The organism is Janibacter limosus, from assembly GCF_004295485.1.
In the GTDB taxonomy this organism is placed as follows: Bacteria; Actinomycetota; Actinomycetes; order Actinomycetales; family Dermatophilaceae; genus Janibacter; species Janibacter limosus_A.
Map to the genome: position 1 here is coordinate 28,400 of NZ_CP036164.1, position 16,397 is coordinate 44,796.

The window sequence follows — 16,397 nt, forward strand, 5'->3', positions numbered from 1 at the left end:
GTCCGTCGGCTACCAGGGGGTCATCACATGTGGGCAGCGTTGCGCCACCGCCGAGGGCAGGTCATCGCCCTTGCCCTCGTGTCGGCGCTGGTCGCCACCTGCGCCGTCTTCGCCCCCGTCTTCGCCCGCAGCATCGACCAGGCCCTGCTGCGCGTGCACGTCACCGAGGCCGACCCGGCGACCTCCGCGACGACCCTGACCCGGCCGCGGACCTCGACCACGCCGCAGCTCATGCCCCAGAGCGTCGTCGACCTCGTACCCGCAGACCTGGCTCGGGTGTCGCAGGAGCCGATCTCCGGTCTGCGGTACGCCACCGATGTCGTGCCGCGCCAGGGCAAGCGCGCCTCGCCGGTCGTCCTGCGCACCCGCACGGACCTGTGCGGCCACGTCGAGGTGACCGGACGCTGCCCCGACGCCGCCGGTGAGGTGCTCGTGTCCGCCGCCGACGCCACGACGTGGGGCTGGCGAGCGGGGACGACGCTGGCCGCTCCGCAGGCGAAGTACTCGCGCTTCGACCCGGACCTGCCGGACGTCGAGCTCACCGTGGTCGGGACCTACACGGCACCGCAGGAGGACCCGGCCTACTGGCTGAGCGACCGACCGGACGGCAAGTCGGGGGTCCCCCAGCCCGACCTGGACAACCTGCCCGGGGTGGACGACATCTTCACCGACGAGGAGACCTTCGCCGAGGCCCTCCCGACGGCCGCCGTCACCGTCGACCTCCCGCTGGACCCGGCCACGGCGACGCTCGACTCCCTTCCCCTGGCTGCGGCCTCCGTGGACCGGCTGGCACAGGACCACGAGGAGGTGACCATCGACGACTCCGCCGGCGAGCTCGTCGACGGCATCGCGACCGGCCGCAGCCAGACGGCCGTGATCGTCCCCTTCGTCATGGTGCAGCTCGCGCTGCTGTCGGTCCTCGTCCTCTTCCTCGTCGCCCAGGCGGCCGTCGACCAGCGCCGTCACGACGTCGCCCTGGCCCGGCTGCGCGGTCGCTCCCGCTCGGGTGCCCGGCGGCTGCTGCTCACCGAGCTCGGCGTGCCGGTGCTGCTCGGGCTGCCCATCGGCTGCGCGGCCGCGCTCGGTCTGGCGGTGCTCGTGCGCCGGGCGATGCTGCCGGCCGACATCCCCTTCGAGATCCCGCTCGCGGTGGTGCCGTGGCTCGTCGGGGCGCTCGTCGCGTCCGTCGTCACGGTGCATCTCGCCGCGCGACCGGTGCTGCGCGAGCCGGTCAACGACCTGCTGCGCTCGGTGCGGCCGAGCGCCGCCGCGGGAGCCCCGGTCGCCGAGGTCGTGGTCGTCGTCCTCGCGGTGCTCGGCGTCGCCGGCCTGGCCACCGGTGCCCTCAGCGGGCCTGCGGCACTGGCGACCCCGACGCTCCTGGCCATCGCCGTCGGGGTCCTCGCCGCTCGACTCGTCCCTCGCCTGGCTGCCCGTCGGGCCCGCTCGGCGATGCGCCGCGGACGGGTCGCCGCGGCGATCGCCGGGCACGCGATCGGGCGACGTCCGGCCGCCCGGCGCGTCCTCGTCGTGACGACGGTGGCGACGGCCGTCGCGGTCTTCGGGGCCAACGCCGTCGTCGTCGCCGACCGCAACCGGATGGCCCGGGCCGAGCTCGAGACGGGTGCGCCGGCCGTCGTGACCGTGGACTCACCCTCTGCCCCGGCCCTGATCGCGGCGGCCGACGCGCTCGAGGAGCACGACATCGTGGCCGCGCCGGTCGCCATGATCCGGCCACGGGACGGCGGCGCCGCCGCCACGATGGCGACGGACCCGCAGCGGCTGCTCGAGGTGGCCCACTCCGACACCGTCCGCGGGCTCGACGTGGCCACGCTCGCCCTGCCCGACCAGGAGCCGATCGTCCTGCCCGCCGGCTCCGTCACGGGCGCGGTCTCCTGGGACTTCGTGATCTCCACGGGCGACGTGGCGCCCACCCTGGTCGCGGACCTGACCACGCCGCAGGGCGACAAGCGCTCGGCCGACCTCGCCACCCTCGGTCCCCGCCCCGCGGGCACCCGGCACGTCGACGCGCCGCTCTTCTGCTCCGACGGGTGCCGACTCGCCGGACTGCGCGTGAGCACCTCCGGATTCGCCGGGGCGGAGGTCAAGGGGAGCGTCACCGTGACCGGACTCGCCGTCGACGGGACGGCGCTGCCGGTGACCGGTGACGGAGTCTGGTCGTCGAGCAAGGCCGCCGACGGCACCGGGCTGCAGGTCACGACGCAGGGCAAGGGCCTGCACCTCGAGGTCTCTGCGGCAGACGGGGCCGACGTCTCCGCCCACGTCGCCGACGTCCCGCGACCGATGCCGGCCATCGTCTCCGGTGACGTGGCCCAGCAGGGTGCGGTGCTCCAGGTGCTCGACATCGCCGGCGGCCAGACCGAGGTGCGCGCCGACCAGCACGTCAGGGCCCTCCCCGGCACCACGGACCGAGGCGTGCTCCTATCCCTTCCCGCCCTCGCCCGTGTGACGGGTGAGCTGGACACCACCCGGACCGAGCGCCAGCTGTGGCTCGCCGACGCGTCCCCCGCGGCGATCGCCGAGGTCGAGCGGGTGCTCGAGCAGGACGGGGTCGCCGTGCGCTCGGTGCGGACCACCGCCGAGGCCGACACCGTCTACGACGACTCCGCCTCCGGCTGGGGCCTGCAGCTCGCGCTGCTCGGCGGAGCGCTCGCCGTCATCCTCGCCGGGCTGGTCCTGCTCATCCTCGCGATCACCGGGTGGCGGGCGGCCGTCAGCGACCTCGCGGCCCTGCGCATCAGCGGTGTGGGCCGGCGCGCGGCCGCCCGTGCGCTGCGCACCGAGCACCTGACGAGCGTGGCGGTCGGCGTCCTCCTCGGTGCCCTGTGTGCCCTCGCCGGCGCGTGGATCGCGCTGCCCGCGCTCCCGCTCTTCACCTCGCCGGCGGCCGTCCCCGCGCTCGACTTCGCGCCCGCGTGGCTCGCCGTGGCCGCGGCCACCGTGGTGGTCGCGCTCGTCCTGCTCGTCATCGCCTGGCTGCTGTCCGTCGCCGTCCTGCGCCGGGTGCGTCTCTCCGCGGCGAAAGGGGAGCCGACGTGAGCGGGCTGCCCGTGCGCACCCACGGTCTGGTGCACATCTATCGCGCAGAGGGGCACGACGTCGCGGCGCTCTCGGGCGTCGACCTCACCGTCGCAGCCGGCGAGCGCGTCGCGCTCCTCGGGCCCAGCGGTGCCGGCAAGTCGACGCTGCTGGCGCTCTTCGGCGGGCTGCTGCGCCCCAGCGCCGGACGGATCCACGTCGGCGAGCACGAGCTGTCCGTGATGTCGGAGGCCCAGATCGACGCCTTCCGCGCCGGTGAGGTCGGTATCGTCCTGCAGGTCGCCGCGCGCAACCACCTGCCGTGGCTCACCGCCCGGGGCAACATCGAGTTCGCCCAGCGTCCGGCCCGCCGCAGCGGTCGCACCGTCCCCGCCGTGGCGGAGCTGCTCGACCTGCTGCGGCTGGACGCGGTGGCCGACGCCCCTCTCGAGTCGCTCACGCCCGGTCAGCTCCAGCTCGCGGCGCTCGCCGTGGCGCTGGCCAGCGGCCCGGGGCTGCTGCTCGGTGACGAGCCGACCAGCCAGCTCGACCACGACTCCCGTGATGTCGTGCTCGAGGCCGTGGCAGAGGTGGGCCGCACACTCGGGACGACGGTCGTGGTCGTCACCCACGACCCGGACGTGGCCCGCGCCTTCCCCCGCACCGTCACGATCCGCGACGGGCGCGTCGGGGGCGAGGGCCGCAGCGGCGAGGAGTACTCCGTCGTGGCCGCCGACGGCTCGTTGCCCCTGCCGGCACCAGCCGTCGAGGCCTTCCCGCCGGGGACGCTCGTGCGGGTGCACCGCACGGGCGAGGGGACCTGGCAGCTGATCGCCGAGGAGACGGACGCATGACGGAGCAGATGACCGGCCGGTTGGTGCTGCACGACGTGAGCGTGCGCTACGGCGACGTCGTGGCGGTCGACGCAGCGACCGCGAGCGCGGCGCCGGGCGAGATCACCGCCGTCACAGGGCACTCGGGAGCCGGCAAGACCTCGCTGCTGTGGGCCATCGGCGGGATGCTCGACGACGGGCGGTCCGACGGGTCGATCTCGCTGGGGGACAAGACGATCGGTGACGAGGCCACGTCACGCAGTGCTGGCGCGGTGCTCATCCCCCAGGGCAGTGCGCTCGCCGAGGTGCTCACGGCGCGCGACAACATCGCGATCCCGCTCGTGGCCGCGGGCATGTCGGGGGGCGAGGCGAGCGCCCTCGCGGACCGGACGCTCGCGTCGGTGGGCCTCGCCGAGCACGGCGGTCACCTCGCCGAGGAGCTCTCCGGAGGCCAGCGGCAGCGCGTGGCCGTGGCCCGCGGACTGGCGCTGTCCTCCCTTCGCCTCGAGTCGGGGAGTGCGGTGCTGCTCGCTGACGAGCCGACCTCGGAGCTCGACCACGACACCCGTGAGCTCGTCGTCGGCCTGCTGCAGGACATCGCCCGCCGCGGCGGGATCGTGCTGCTCGCGACCCACGACCCGGAGGTCGCCGAGGTCGCCGCTGCCACGTGGCACCTGGAGGACGGCCGCCTCACCGCGACCGCACGACCTTAAGGAAATGCGCACCCAGGACGCACGACCTTAAGGAAATGCGCACCCGGGGCGCACGACCTTAAGGAAATGCGCACCCGGGGCGCACGACCTTAAGGAGATGCGGAGTCAGGTCAGGCAGTGAGCAGGATCTTGCCGATGTGACCGCTCGCCTCGAGCTCGCGGTGCGCGTCGGCGGCGCGGTCCAGGGGGTGGGTGCCCTGGATGATCGGCCGGACGGCGCCGTCCTCGATGAGCGGCCAGACGTGCTCGTGCACGGCTGCGACGATCGCGGCCTTCTCGGCTGCGGGCCGGGCCCGCAGCGAGGTGGCGATGACCGCGGCGCGCTTGCTGAGCATCTTGCCCAGGTCGAGCTCGCCCGTGCGGCCACCCATGAGCCCGATGACGACGAGCCGGCCGGACGTGGCGAGCAGGTCGACATTGCGGGGGAGGTACTTCGCCCCCATGAGGTCGAGGATGACGTCGGCACCGTGGCCGTCCGTCGCCTCGCGCACCTCGTCGACGAAGTCCTGCTCCTTGTAGTTGACCAGGATGTCCGCACCCAGCTCGCGGCAGACGTCGAGCTTGTCCTGCGACCCGGCGGTGACGGCGACGCGTGCACCGGCCGCCGTGGCCAGCTGGGTCGCCATCGTGCCGATCCCGGACGACCCGCCGTGGACGAGGAAGGTCTCGCCCGGCTGCAGGTTGGCGGTCATGAAGACGTTGGACCACACCGTGCACGCCACCTCGGGCAACCCGGCGGCGTCGGTGACGGAGACCCCCTTCGGCACGGGCAGCAGCTGGGCGGCCGGCACCAGGACCTGCTCCGCGTAGCCGCCGCCGTCGACGAGGGCACACACCTCGTCACCGACGGACCAGCCCTCGACGTCGGGGCCGACCTCGCGGATCGTGCCCGAGACCTCGAGACCGGGAAGGGGGGAGGCCCCCTTCGGCGGTGGGTAGTGCCCCAGGCGCTGCATGACGTCGGCGCGGTTGACCCCGGCGGCCACCATGTCGACGACGACTTGGCCGGGACCGGCGGTCGGCGCGTCGACGTCCGCGATCTGCAGGACGTCGGCGTCACCCGGCTCGGTGATGGCGATGCCGCGCATCAGGAGACCTTGTCGATCTCATCCTTGAGGCCGAGCATGGCGTCGGGGAGGTGGCCGGAGGACTTCTTGTAGAAGGAGGCCGCCTGACGCGTGGCCATCGTGCGTGCCAGACCCATCGCCAGACCGGCCAGCGCGGCGAAGGCGATGGCCTCACCGATGGGGTTCTCAGGGTTGTTGGGGTCGATGTCCTGGCCACTGCCGAAGCGTGACCACACGATCGCCACGACCTTGTTGGCGACGATGCCGGCGACGATCGCGGAACCGGTGCCGAGGATCTTCCAGACCATGTTGCCCACAGCGGACCTGCCCTTCGCGTAGATGCGGTGGACGAGGAGCTCGCCCACCCGGTGCGTGGACAACATTGCCACAGGAGCGCCGGGCCCGAGGCTCCGCTGCCGACGGCGCTATGCTGGACGGGCACGACAGGGGAGCGCAGCAGCGCTGAGAGTGCGGGTGACCGCAGACCCTCGTACCTGATCCGGCTCGCACCGGCGTAGGGAGTCGAGTCTCAGGACCTGATCGTCGATGGCCAGACGTCAGCGTCCGGTCGCGACGGCAGGCCCTCCCTGTGGGTACCGACACAGGAGAAGCACCACATGTCCACCACCACGACCCCGGCCGCCGAGCGCGCCCGGACCGTCCTCGCCACCGGCCAGCTCATGGGCTGGCGCACCGTCGACCTGCTGACCATCGCCTTCCTCGGCGTGGCCTTCGGCGTCGCCTACTGGGGCTACGGCCTCCTCTACAACGGCCCGATCTCCGCGCTCGGCCTGGCCTTCCAGCCGCTCTTCGGACTCTTCGTCGGCTTCTGGTTCATCGCCGGCGTCGTCGGTGGGCTCGTCGTCCGCCGTCCCGGTGCCGCGCTGGCCTGCGAGCTGATCGCGGCGATCGTCTCGGCACTCTTCGGCAACCAGTGGGGCGTCACGACGGTCGTCTCCGGGCTCGCCCAGGGCCTCGGCGCCGAGCTGGCCTTCGCGATCTTCGCCTACAAGGCCTTCGGCCCGGCCGTCGCGGTCCTCGCTGGCGCGCTCTCGGCACCGCTCGAGTGGGTCTACGAGGCGTACGCCTACTTCGCCGACTGGACCTGGGCGTGGAAGCTCGCCTACCTGCCCCTCATGGTCGTCTCCGGCATCGTCATCGCCGGCGTCGGCGGGTGGCTGCTCACCCGGGCGCTGGCGCAGGCGGGCGCGCTCAACCCCTTCCCCCCGGGCCAGGAGGTCCTCGAGCGGAAGGCCGTCTGATCCCCATCGAGCACCCCACCCCGTCGGGTGGAGGTGTGCGCGCCGACGACTTGTCCGCGCGGACACCTCCACCCGCGGGAGCGGCTGCCGTCGCCGTCCGAGGTCTCACCTGGCGACCGGCCGGGCGAAGGGAGCCGGTCCTGCGCGAGATCGACCTCACCCTCGTCGAGGGCGAGCGGGTGCTGCTCGTCGGCCCGAGCGGGTCCGGCAAGTCCACGCTCCTGCGGGCCCTCGCGGGCCTGCTGCTGACCGTCGACTCGGGCGACCTGTCCGGGAGCGTGACGATCGACGGCTCCGAGCCGGGTCGGCGTCCCGGCGCCGTCGGGCTCGTCCTGCAGGAGCCCGGCTCCGGGACGGTCGCCGCGACCGTGGGCCGAGATGTCGCCTTCGGCCTGGAAAATGTCGGGCTGCCCGCAGACGCCATGCCAGCCCGTGTCGATGCGGCGCTCACCGCGGTCGGGCTCGACCATCTCGAGCGGGACACCCCGACCGGGGCCCTCTCCGGTGGCCAGACCCAGCGACTCGCGCTCGCCGGTGCGCTCGCCCTGCGCCCGAGCCTGCTCCTGCTCGACGAGCCGACGGCGATGCTCGACGAGGCGAGCGCGGCCACCGTGCGAGACGCCGTCGTCCACGGCGCAGCCGGCCTCACGACGGTCATCGTCGAGCACCGCATCGAGCCGTGGCTCGAGCACGCCGACCGGATCATCGTGCTCGGACGCGACGGCCGGATCCAGCACGACGGTCCGCCCGCGCAGGTGCTCGCGCAGCACGGGGACGAGCTCGCCGCTGACGGCATCTGGGTGCCGGGCGTCCCCACGCCCCAGCCCCTCGACATCGACCTCGGGCCGCTCGCTCGACCAGTCGAGGCCGGCGTCGAGCTGCTCACCTGCGAGCCCCTGCGCGTCGAGCGCCGTCGCAACCACCTCGACGGCAGCAGCGAGGTCGCCACCGCGCTCGTCACGGACGTGCCGCTCGCCGTGACATCCGGCCGGTCCACCGCGCTCGTGGGCCCGAGCGGTGGGGGCAAGAGCACGTGGCTCGCCGCGATCGCTGGACTCATCCCCCCTTCGTCGGGGCGGGTGGTGGGCGCCGACGGTCGTGAGGTCGGCGAGCTGCCGGCCACCGACGTGGCCCCGCTCCTGGGCTGGGTGCCGCAGTGGAGCTCCAGCGCACTGCTCTCCCGCACGGTCCTGGACGAGGTGCTCCTCACCGGTCGCACCCTCGGCACCGCCGACGAAGGGAGGGCCCGCCACCTCCTCGAGGTCCTCGGCCTGGCGCACCTGGAGCGGGCCGACCCGCAGACCCTCTCGGGCGGGGAGCAGCGACGGCTGGCCGTCGCCGCGGCCCTCGCCCACGGCCCCAGCGCCGTCCTCGCCGACGAGCCCACTGTCGGGCAGGACCGAGGGACCTGGGCAGCCGTGACCGGGCTCCTGCTCTCGCACCGCGCCCGCGGCGGGGCCGTCGTCACGGCCACCCACGACCCCGACCTGGTCGAGCTCGTCGACGAGGTGCGGCACGTGCGCACCCCACCACCGGAGCCACGGCGCAGCACCCCGCGCGCCGTGCTCTCCGCGTGCGGGCCGCTCTCCCTCTTCGCCGCCGCGGCGATCCCGATGATCTCGGCCGTGCTCTCGCCCGGCTGGCGGGTCTCGCTCGTCGTGCTCGCGCTGCTCGCGGTCGGGGCGCTCGTCGGCCTGTCCAACCGCCCCGGCTCCGGCGCCGGGTGGACGGTCGGCGGACGGTGGCGCGGGCTGACGATCCGCCTGCTGCCGGGCCTGGTCGGAGGCCTGAGCGTCGGCTGGTCGACCTGGCTGCTCGGCTCGCACGACGTCGAGACGGCCCTCTCGGCCGCGCTGCGGCTGCTCGTCATCGTCGTGCCCTCGGCGATCACGTTGGCCTTCATCGACCCCGACGACCTCGCCGACCACCTGGGTCAGCGACTGCGGCTCCCGGCGCGACCGGTGGTCGCGCTCGGTGCGGCACTGCAGCGGGTGCAGTCCTTCGGCGCGGCCTGGACCGAGGTCGGGTGGGCTCGGCACCTGCGCGGGCAGGGGGTGTCGTGGCGGGCGCCGCGCTCGGTGATCGCGTACCTGTGGGCCTCGACCTTCGGCATGCTGCTGCGCTCGCTCGGGTCCGCCGCGACCCTGGCCGTGGCGATGGAGGCGCGCGGCTTCGCCTCCGGAGGCCGGCGGACCTGGGCCGAGCCGGCCGCGTGGCGACTCGCCGACACGCTCGTCGTGCTCGCCTCGCTGGTCACCGTGCTCGTCGTGGCCATCGCCCGGCTCTGAGGGCAGGATGGGGGGCATGGCACGTCTGCTCGTCGTCCACCACAGCCCGACCCGGTCCACCCGCGCGCTGCTCGACGCGGCGCTCGAGGGTGCGCGTCACCCCGACATCGACGGGGTGGAGGTGCAGGTCGTCGCGGCCCTCGAGGCCACCGCGGACGACGTCCTTGCCGCTGACGGCTACCTGCTCGGGACGCCCGCCAACTTCGGGTACATGTCGGGCGCGCTCAAGCATTTCTTCGACTCGACCTTCCTGCAGGTCGGCGGCGCGCTCGATGACTCCGGCGGCGCCGGTGACGGCTCGGGGGGAGGCGGCACCGCCAAGCGGCCGTACGGACTGTGGGTGCACGGGCGCTACGACGTCACGGGTGCGGTGCGAGCCGTGACCGGGATCGTCCAGGCGCTCGACTGGAAGCAGTCGGCGCAGGTCCTCGAGGTCGTCGGTGACGTCGACGAGGCCGCGCTCGAGTCGGCCACCGAGCTGGGCGGCACGCTGGCCGCGCTGCTCGCCTAGGGCTCCACCGACGACGAAGGGGGATCCCACCGACTCGGTGGGATCCCCCTTCGTCCTGCCGGGGCGAGAGGCGTCAGGCGTGACGCGGGGCGTAGCGGCTGTGGCGCGCGGAGTAGCGGGCGTTGGTGCGGCGCAGCGCGATCGCCGCGCTGACGACGACGAGGGCGTAGATGCCCAGGGCGATCCAGCCGGCGAGCCAGGTCAGGGCCGCACCGACGACGACGACCGAGACGAGGACGCAGGCGATCGCGACGAGGTTGCGGCGGATCGCGGCGACCGACTCGGGGGTCGCGTGCCGGCTGCGCAGGTTGTGCCCCACGGGGGTCGCGACGTGCTCGACGTCGTCGCGGGGGGACTCGACGACGGTGACGAGGCTCTGGCCGGGGGCTGCTGCCTCCTCGACGGCGTCGCGGTAGGCCAGACGGGGGATGACAGCGGTGTCCACCGTGTCGTCGTCGGTCGCGAGCATCGCCTCGAGATCTGCGGTCTGGATGGCCCAGGTCGGCAGGTCGGTCGGGGCGGTGCGGGAAGAAGTCGTGCTCGCCGTGCTCATGAGGCCATGATCCCGCGCGCCCGTAGGGATCCGGCGGAGGTCTACGCCTCCGGGCGTGTCTCGAGCTTGGCGATGACGCGTGTCACATCCGCCACACGTGCCTCACCCGTGTTGACCCGGTCGCGGGCGGCCACGAGCGCGGCACGCGCCCGCGACTCGGCGGACCGGGCCGCACCCAGCTCGCGCTCGGCCTCGCGCAGCTCCTCGCGGGCCTCCTGCAGCTCCTGCTGGCGAGCCCGCTCTGCCTGCCGCGCCTGCTCGGACTCATCGCTATCGCCATCGCCATCGCTGCCGTCGTCGGACTCGGCTGGCTCGTCCGTCTCGTCGTCGGGGAGCGGCGGCACCAGGCGAAGGGGGGTCGCCACCGCGTCGTCGAGCTCGACCTCGCCGAAGCCGGCGTAGGACAGCGGCCGCAGCAGGCTGCCCGACGCGAGGGCCCGTCCGCTCTGCTCGTCGGCGAGGGCGGCCACCGCCGTCGCGTCGACCTCGTCCTGGGTCGAGGGACCGAAGGTCGCGCCGCTCGACTCGGCGCAGCGGCCGGCCGCGGCGATGAGGGCGTCGATGGCGGCGCGACGCTCGGGCCGCGCCTGCGCCAGGGCCGGCATGTCGCCCTGCGACTGGGCACTGCGCATCCGGGCGCCGAGCTCCTCGAGGTCGGCGATGACCTGCGGCTCGTCGCGGGCGACGCGGTTGAGCAGCCACGCGGCCACCGTCGGCTTGCGCAGTGCCTTGATCTCGGCCGCGAGGGCCGGGTCGTCGCCCTTGGTCGCGGTGACCAGTCGGGTGCGGGTCGCGACGAAGTCCGCGAGCGGGACCCCGTAGAGCTCGTCGACGGCAGCGCGCAGGTCCATGGGGCGATCCTGCCTCAGCCGTGCCGATCGGCAATGCGGGTGAGGCGCCCGACGTACTCGGCCCAGCGCTCCTCGTCCCACTCGGGCAGGTTGTTGCCCTCGGAGCGCAGGCCGACCCGGCCGTCGAGCTGCTCGCGCAGGATGTCGGCGTGCCCGGCGTGACGGGCCTCGTCGAGGGCCATGTGGATGATGATCTGGCCCAGCGTGACGCGGTTGCGCTCCGGCGGCCACCACGCGACCGTCCCCGGCGCATCGAGCGGCAGCGCCTCGATCGTCGCGTCGGCGTGGTCGAAGCAGGCCTGTGACCAGGCGAGCACGTCGGCCATCGACTCGGTCTCGGTCGCGAACATGTCCTCGTTGTCGTCCGGGTCGACGCCCTCGATCTCCCAGGGAAGCACCAGGTCGCTCGGCCGGCCAAAGGTCTCCCCGAAGTACCCCAGCTCGCATGCCGCCGCATGCTTGACCAGACCCAGCAGGTTGGTCCCGGTCGGTGTCCTCGGCAGCCGGGCATCACGCTCGCTCAGCCCGTCGAGCTTGAGCAGCAACGCCGCCCGCTGCGCCTTGAGATAGGTGTGCAGGTGCGTCTTGAGGTCCGTCATGAGTCCACCCTGCCACCGGGGTGCGACAGCCGCTTGGCTCTGACGTGCCCCTCGTTCCCTGAGGAGGCCGCCCGCGGCCGTCTCGAAGGGAGGAGGTGCCGGCCGCTCCCGACGAGCAGGTCTGTGGCCCGCTCCCGACGGGGACGGTCGGCGCGCTGCCGAAGTCCTTCGTCATCTCGTGGGCACGTTGTCGTGCCCGACTTCGGCTTGATGCTGCGCCAACCCTCCTCGTCGTCCGCTCGTCACCGTCGGTGCTTCCTCGGGCCGGGGGACTCTCCCTTCGAGACGGTTGCTGCGCAACCTCCTCAGGGAGCGTGCGGTCGGGCGCGGCGCAAGCTCCTCAGGGATCGGGCGGCTGGCGCCCAGCGTCTGCCAAGGTGCGGGGCCTACGGTCTGTCAGATGGCACAGATCTCGCACCCCGGGCGTTGGCTCACGGGGCTCACCCTGGTCCTCGTGGCGGGCACGCTGGTCGCGGCCGGGCTGCAGGACGTGCGGGCCGAGCGGGCGGGCGCGCCGGTCTTCGCCTTCCTCTTCTGGAACCTCTTCCTCGCCTGGGTCCCCTACGTGCTGGCGCTGGTCATGACCGGGTTGCACCGGGCCCGGGCGTCGGGCTGGCTGCTGGGGGTCATCGGCGTCGGGTGGCTGGCCTTCCTGCCCAATGCGCCGTACATCCTCACCGACTTCATCCACCTCGGCGCGATCCCGGGGGCGCCGCGATGGTTCGACGCGCTGCTCATCGGGTCCTTCGCCGGGACGGGGCTGCTGCTCGGGCTGGCCTCCCTCCTGCTCGTCCACCACGTCGTCGAGGCCCGCGTGGGTCGGGTCGCCGGGTGGGCGCTCGCCATCGGGTCACTGACGTTGTCGTCGATCGGGATCTACCTGGGGCGCTTCCCGCGCTTCAACTCCTGGGACATCCTCACCAACCCGCACGGGCTGCTCGAGGTCATCGCCTACCGGCTCGCCGACCCGCTGGGCAACCCCTTCCTCCTGCAGTTCGGGGTGCTCATGACGGGCGGGTTGGTCCTGTCCTACCTCGCGACGTGGGGCCTGGGCCGGGCCCTCGCGGGCGGTCGTCGGACCGGGGTGGCACAGTACGGCGGGTGACTACCCAGGCCCTCCCCGAGCAGGATCGGCCGCCCATCCCGACCGAGATCAAGGTCCTCGTCGCGGCGGCCTTCGTCATCGCGATCGGCTTCGGGCTGATCTCCCCGGTCCTGCCGCAGTTCGCGCAGAGCTTCGACGTCGGCGTGACCGCAGCGTCAGTCATCGTCTCGGCCTTCGCCTTCTTCCGCCTGCTCTTCGCCCCCGCCGGGGGCTCGCTCGTCACCCGTCTGGGTGAGCGGCCGGTCTACCTGATCGGCCTGGTCATCGTCGCGCTGTCGACCGGCGCCTCGGCCTTCGCGCAGAGCTACTGGCAGCTGCTGATCTTCCGCTCGCTCGGCGGCATCGGCTCGACGATGTTCACCGTCTCGGCCATGGCCCTCCTGGTGCGCCTGGCACCGCCGCTCATCCGCGGCCGCGTCTCGTCGATGTACGGCAGCGCCTTCCTCATCGGTGGCGTCATCGGGCCCGTCATCGGCGGCGCGCTCGGCGAGCTGGGGATGCGCGTCCCCTTCGTCGTCTACGGCGTCGCCCTGCTCATCGCAGCCGGGCTCGTCGGGCTCATGCTGCGGGGGACCCCCCTTCGTCACATCCCGGTCGACGGTGCCCTGCCGCCGATGACCGTCAAGGAGGCGCTGCAGGACAGTGCCTATCGCTCGGCGATGGTCTCCGCCTTCGCCAACGGCTGGACCAACTTCGGGGTGCGGGTGGCGATCTTGCCGCTCTTCGCCGTCGCGATCGTGGGGGAGACCTGGGCCGCGGGTGTCGCGCTCGCCGTGGGTGCCGCGACGACTGCCCTGACCCTGCAGTACTCCGGGCGACTGGCTGACTCCATCGGACGCCGCCGCCCGATCATCATCGGCCTGGCCCTCAGCGCGGTCTCGATGGGGACCATGGGGCTGGCCGGCGGACTGGTGATGATCCTCGTGCTGACGGCAGCCCTCGGCGTGGGGTCCGGCCTGCTCAACCCCGCCCAGCAGGCGACCGTCGCCGACGTCATCGGCAATGGCCGCTCCGGGGGCAAGGTCCTCGCGGCCTTCCAGATGTGCCAGGACGCCGGAGGCATCGGCGGCCCCGTCTTGGTCGGGCTCGTCGCGGACAACGCCGGCTGGGAGTGGGCCTTCGCCCTGAGCGGGCTCATCTCGGCGCTCGCGATCATCCCGTGGCTGCGCTCCCGGGAGACCTTGGTCGTCCACCCGGGATGATCCCGACGGCCTCGCGTGTTGGCCCCGGTATGAAGATCGACATCTGGTCCGACATCGCCTGCCCGTGGTGCTACATCGGCAAGCGCCGCCTCGAGACCGCCCTGGCCGACCACCCGCGCCGCGACGAGATCGACGTGACCTGGCACAGCTACCAGCTCGACCCGACGCTGCCCGAGCACTACGACGGCACCGAGATCGAGTACCTCGCGACCCGCAAGGGGATGCCGCAGGAGCAGGTCCGCCAGATGTTCGGCCACGTCACCGAGCAGGCCGCCGGCGAAGGCCTCGCCTACGACTTCGACACGCTCGTCGTCGCCAACTCCGCGCGGGCGCACGAGCTGCTCCACCTGGCCAAGGAGCGCGGCCTCGCCGACGCGGTCAAGGAGGCGCTGCTGTCCGGGCACTTCGAGCACGGCATGGACATCGGTGACCTCGACCAGCTGGTGCGGGTCGGCGTCGACGCCGGTCTGGACGAAGGGGAGGTCCGCGCGGCCCTCGACGACGGCCGGTACAAGGCTGCCGTCGCGTCCGACATCGACATGGCCCGCCAGATCGGGGTGACGGGCGTCCCCTTCGTCGTCGTGGACATGAAGTACGCCGTCTCCGGGGCCCAGCCGCCCGAGGTCTTCCGCGAGGTCCTCGACAAGGCGCTGGCCGAGCAGGCCCCCGCGCTCCAGGTCGTCGACGGTGCGCAGGATGCCGACGCCTGCGGGCCCGACGGGTGCGCGATCTGATGACACCGTCCGAGCTGCTCATCGACTCCTTCGAGCGGGTGCGCGAGGGCGCGCTCGCTGCCATCGACGGGCTGAGTGAGGAGCAGCTGGCCCACCGGGTCGCCCCGGACGCCAACTCCATCGCCTGGCTGGTCTGGCACGCCTACCGAGTCCAGGACGAGCACCTCGCCGATGCCGCCGGGCTCCAGCAGGTCTGGGCCGCACGGGGGTTCATCGAGCACTTCGACCTCGACATCGACGAGGACGACACCGGCTACGGGCACACCTCCGCGCAGGTGGGCAAGGTCCGGGCCCCCGCCGAGCTGCTCGCCCGGTACGTCGAGGCGGTGCACAAGCAGACCCTCGCCTGGGTGGGTGGGCTCTCGGCAGAGGACCTCGACCGGGTCGTCGACACCTCGTGGGACCCGCCCGTCACGCTCGGCGTGCGCATCGTCAGCGTGATCAACGACGACACCCAGCACATCGGCCAGGCTGCCTACGTGCGCGGGCTGCTCGACTGACGGCGGGCCGCCGCCGCAGCACCCTCGACGCGGCGACCGATCAGGGCCATGCTGGGAGCACGGTAGGTGGGAGTGGTCCGAGCCGAGGGGTGTTGGTCATGGACAGGTCTCTGGTGGCGCAAGTGCTCGTCTGGTCTGGCGCGGTGCTGTCCGCCGTCGCCCTCGCAGTGTCGGTCTCGGTGGCTGCTGACGACCCCAACGCACGCTTGGCCACCATGATCCTGCCGATCACGGTGCTCGCTGTCGCCGGCGCGGTGGCCGCGACGCGGGGCTCCGGGTGGTCGTGGCTCCTGGTGCTCATCGAGGTGCCCTTCATCGTCCTTGCGCTGGCCTCGGTGGGCATGCTCTTCATCCCCGGCCTCGTGCTGGGACTCGCTGGCACTGCCGTCGGCCGGAGGACTGCAAAGCGCCGACGTCCGCCGCGCAATCTGCTCAGCGCGTGATCGGCGGGTTGAGCTGCTCGACCGGACCGCGCCGGTAGAGCTTGGCCGGCCGCCCCGGCTCAGCGCTCGACGTCGCGCCGGTCTCCTCCAGAAAACCGGGGGTCTTGGTCACCTTGCGGTGGAAGTTGCGCGGGTCCAGCCGCTCGCCCCACACCGCCTCGTAGACCTCCCGCAGCTGGCTGACGGTGAACTCCGGCGGGCAGAAGGCTGCGCCCAGCGAGCTGTACTCGAGCTTGGCCCGCGCGCGCTCGACCCCGTCGCGCAGGATCTCGTCGTGGTCGAAGGCCAGGTCCAGGTCGAGGGCGTCCGCGACCGGCCACCACCGGGCGTCGGCAGCATCGGTGCCGGCCGCCGGCGCGGCAGCGTCCGGGGTGAGCGCCAGGTGCGCGACCGTCACCGTCCGGCCCCTCGGGTCGCGGCCGGGCGCGCCATAGGTCGCCAGCTGCTCGAGGTGGAGGTCGGTCAGGCCGGTCTCCTCCCGCAGCTCCCGGTCGGCCGCTGACCGCAGGTCCTCGTCCGGGAGCACGTAACCACCCGGCAGGGCCCAGTCGCCGACGAAGGGGGGAACCCCCCTTCGCACGAGCAGGACGCACAGCTCGCCGGAGCGGACCGTGAGGATCGCCAGGTCGACGGTGACGGCCATGAGTGATGCGGTCATGGGAGCAGCCTAGCGCGCTTATCGTCAGATTGACATTTA

17 protein-coding genes and 1 riboswitch are annotated in these 16,397 nt (G+C 73.1%); of the genes, 11 read left to right on the forward strand and 6 right to left on the reverse strand.

From position 1 onward, the window contains the following. The first annotated feature begins 27 nt into the window (after positions 1 to 27). From EXU32_RS00120 to EXU32_RS00130, 3 genes are read left to right on the forward strand one after another with little or no spacing between them, the layout of a single operon-like run. Positions 28 to 3,060: an FtsX-like permease family protein gene (locus EXU32_RS00120; RefSeq protein ID WP_130628071.1), complete on the forward strand. Its 3,033-nt coding sequence runs from the start codon at positions 28 to 30 to the stop codon at positions 3,058 to 3,060. Beyond that, positions 3,057 to 3,893: an ABC transporter ATP-binding protein gene (locus EXU32_RS00125; protein WP_130628072.1), complete on the forward strand. Its 837-nt coding sequence runs from the start codon at positions 3,057 to 3,059 to the stop codon at positions 3,891 to 3,893. Before EXU32_RS00120 ends, EXU32_RS00125 begins: the two co-directional genes overlap by 4 nt. Then, entirely contained in the window at positions 3,890 to 4,585 is a 696-nt protein-coding gene (locus EXU32_RS00130; protein WP_130628073.1) for an ABC transporter ATP-binding protein, read from the forward strand. The genes EXU32_RS00125 and EXU32_RS00130 overlap by 4 nt, the downstream gene beginning before the upstream one ends. Before the next feature lie 110 nt (positions 4,586 to 4,695). On the opposite strand, the gene EXU32_RS00135 is transcribed toward EXU32_RS00130, so the two are convergent. Next, on the reverse strand, positions 4,696 to 5,673 hold the full coding sequence (locus EXU32_RS00135) for an NAD(P)H-quinone oxidoreductase (protein WP_130628074.1): 978 nt from the start codon (positions 5,671 to 5,673) through the stop codon (positions 4,696 to 4,698). Next, positions 5,673 to 6,035: a DUF4235 domain-containing protein gene (locus EXU32_RS00140; protein WP_235499339.1), complete on the reverse strand. Its 363-nt coding sequence runs from the start codon at positions 6,033 to 6,035 to the stop codon at positions 5,673 to 5,675. The genes EXU32_RS00135 and EXU32_RS00140 overlap by 1 nt, the downstream gene beginning before the upstream one ends. A 52-nt stretch (positions 6,036 to 6,087) precedes the next feature. Then, positions 6,088 to 6,190: riboswitch (TPP riboswitch) on the forward strand. Positions 6,191 to 6,269: 79 nt separating this feature from the next. Between EXU32_RS00140 and EXU32_RS00145 the strand changes: the two genes are divergently transcribed. Genes EXU32_RS00145 through EXU32_RS00155 form a run of 3 tightly spaced genes read left to right on the forward strand, consistent with a single transcriptional unit; the run spans position 6,270 to position 9,713 of the window. Next, entirely contained in the window at positions 6,270 to 6,914 is a 645-nt protein-coding gene (locus EXU32_RS00145) for an ECF transporter S component (RefSeq protein ID WP_055990527.1), read from the forward strand. A gap of 35 nt (positions 6,915 to 6,949) precedes the next feature. Next, on the forward strand, positions 6,950 to 9,202 hold the full coding sequence (locus tag EXU32_RS00150; protein ID WP_242612838.1) for an ATP-binding cassette domain-containing protein: 2,253 nt from the start codon (positions 6,950 to 6,952) through the stop codon (positions 9,200 to 9,202). Positions 9,203 to 9,218: 16 nt separating this feature from the next. After that, complete coding sequence (locus EXU32_RS00155) at positions 9,219 to 9,713, forward strand: flavodoxin family protein (RefSeq protein ID WP_130628075.1); 495 nt, start codon at positions 9,219 to 9,221, stop codon at positions 9,711 to 9,713. A gap of 73 nt (positions 9,714 to 9,786) precedes the next feature. On the opposite strand, the gene EXU32_RS00160 is transcribed toward EXU32_RS00155, so the two are convergent. Genes EXU32_RS00160 through EXU32_RS00170 form a run of 3 tightly spaced genes read right to left on the reverse strand, consistent with a single transcriptional unit; the run spans position 9,787 to position 11,716 of the window. Then, entirely contained in the window at positions 9,787 to 10,266 is a 480-nt protein-coding gene (locus EXU32_RS00160; RefSeq protein WP_130628076.1) for a hypothetical protein, read from the reverse strand. Between the two features lie 41 nt (positions 10,267 to 10,307). Beyond that, positions 10,308 to 11,117, reverse strand: a complete 810-nt coding sequence (locus tag EXU32_RS00165) for a hypothetical protein (protein ID WP_130628077.1) — start codon at positions 11,115 to 11,117, stop codon at positions 10,308 to 10,310. Between the two features lie 14 nt (positions 11,118 to 11,131). Then, a complete protein-coding gene (locus tag EXU32_RS00170) occupies positions 11,132 to 11,716 on the reverse strand; it encodes a DinB family protein (protein WP_130628078.1) in 585 nt (194 codons plus the stop codon). 400 nt (positions 11,717 to 12,116) lie between these two features. Here EXU32_RS00170 and EXU32_RS00175 point away from each other — a divergent pair, with 400 nt between their 5' ends. From EXU32_RS00175 to EXU32_RS00195, 5 genes are all read left to right on the forward strand, one after another. Then, the gene (locus EXU32_RS00175; RefSeq protein ID WP_130628079.1) at positions 12,117 to 12,821 is read left to right on the forward strand and encodes a DUF1361 domain-containing protein; all 705 of its coding nucleotides are present in this window, start codon (positions 12,117 to 12,119) and stop codon (positions 12,819 to 12,821) included. Further along, positions 12,818 to 14,023, forward strand: coding sequence for an MFS transporter (locus EXU32_RS00180; RefSeq protein ID WP_130628080.1), 1,206 nt, complete (start codon positions 12,818 to 12,820; stop codon positions 14,021 to 14,023). The genes EXU32_RS00175 and EXU32_RS00180 overlap by 4 nt, the downstream gene beginning before the upstream one ends. Before the next feature lie 29 nt (positions 14,024 to 14,052). After that, entirely contained in the window at positions 14,053 to 14,757 is a 705-nt protein-coding gene (locus EXU32_RS00185) for a DsbA family oxidoreductase (protein ID WP_130628081.1), read from the forward strand. After that, a complete protein-coding gene (locus EXU32_RS00190) occupies positions 14,757 to 15,257 on the forward strand; it encodes a mycothiol transferase (RefSeq protein WP_130628082.1) in 501 nt (166 codons plus the stop codon). Before EXU32_RS00185 ends, EXU32_RS00190 begins: the two co-directional genes overlap by 1 nt. Positions 15,258 to 15,355: 98 nt before the next feature. Then, positions 15,356 to 15,700 carry a hypothetical protein gene (locus tag EXU32_RS00195; protein ID WP_130628083.1) on the forward strand — a complete coding sequence of 115 codons (345 nt, stop codon included), beginning with the start codon at positions 15,356 to 15,358 and terminating at the stop codon, positions 15,698 to 15,700. Here the strand turns inward: EXU32_RS00195 and EXU32_RS00200 are convergent. Continuing rightward, positions 15,690 to 16,358, reverse strand: a complete 669-nt coding sequence (locus EXU32_RS00200; RefSeq protein WP_130628084.1) for an NUDIX hydrolase — start codon at positions 16,356 to 16,358, stop codon at positions 15,690 to 15,692. The two genes, EXU32_RS00195 and EXU32_RS00200, sit on opposite strands and share 11 nt — an antisense overlap. Between the last annotated feature and the right edge of the window lie 39 nt (positions 16,359 to 16,397).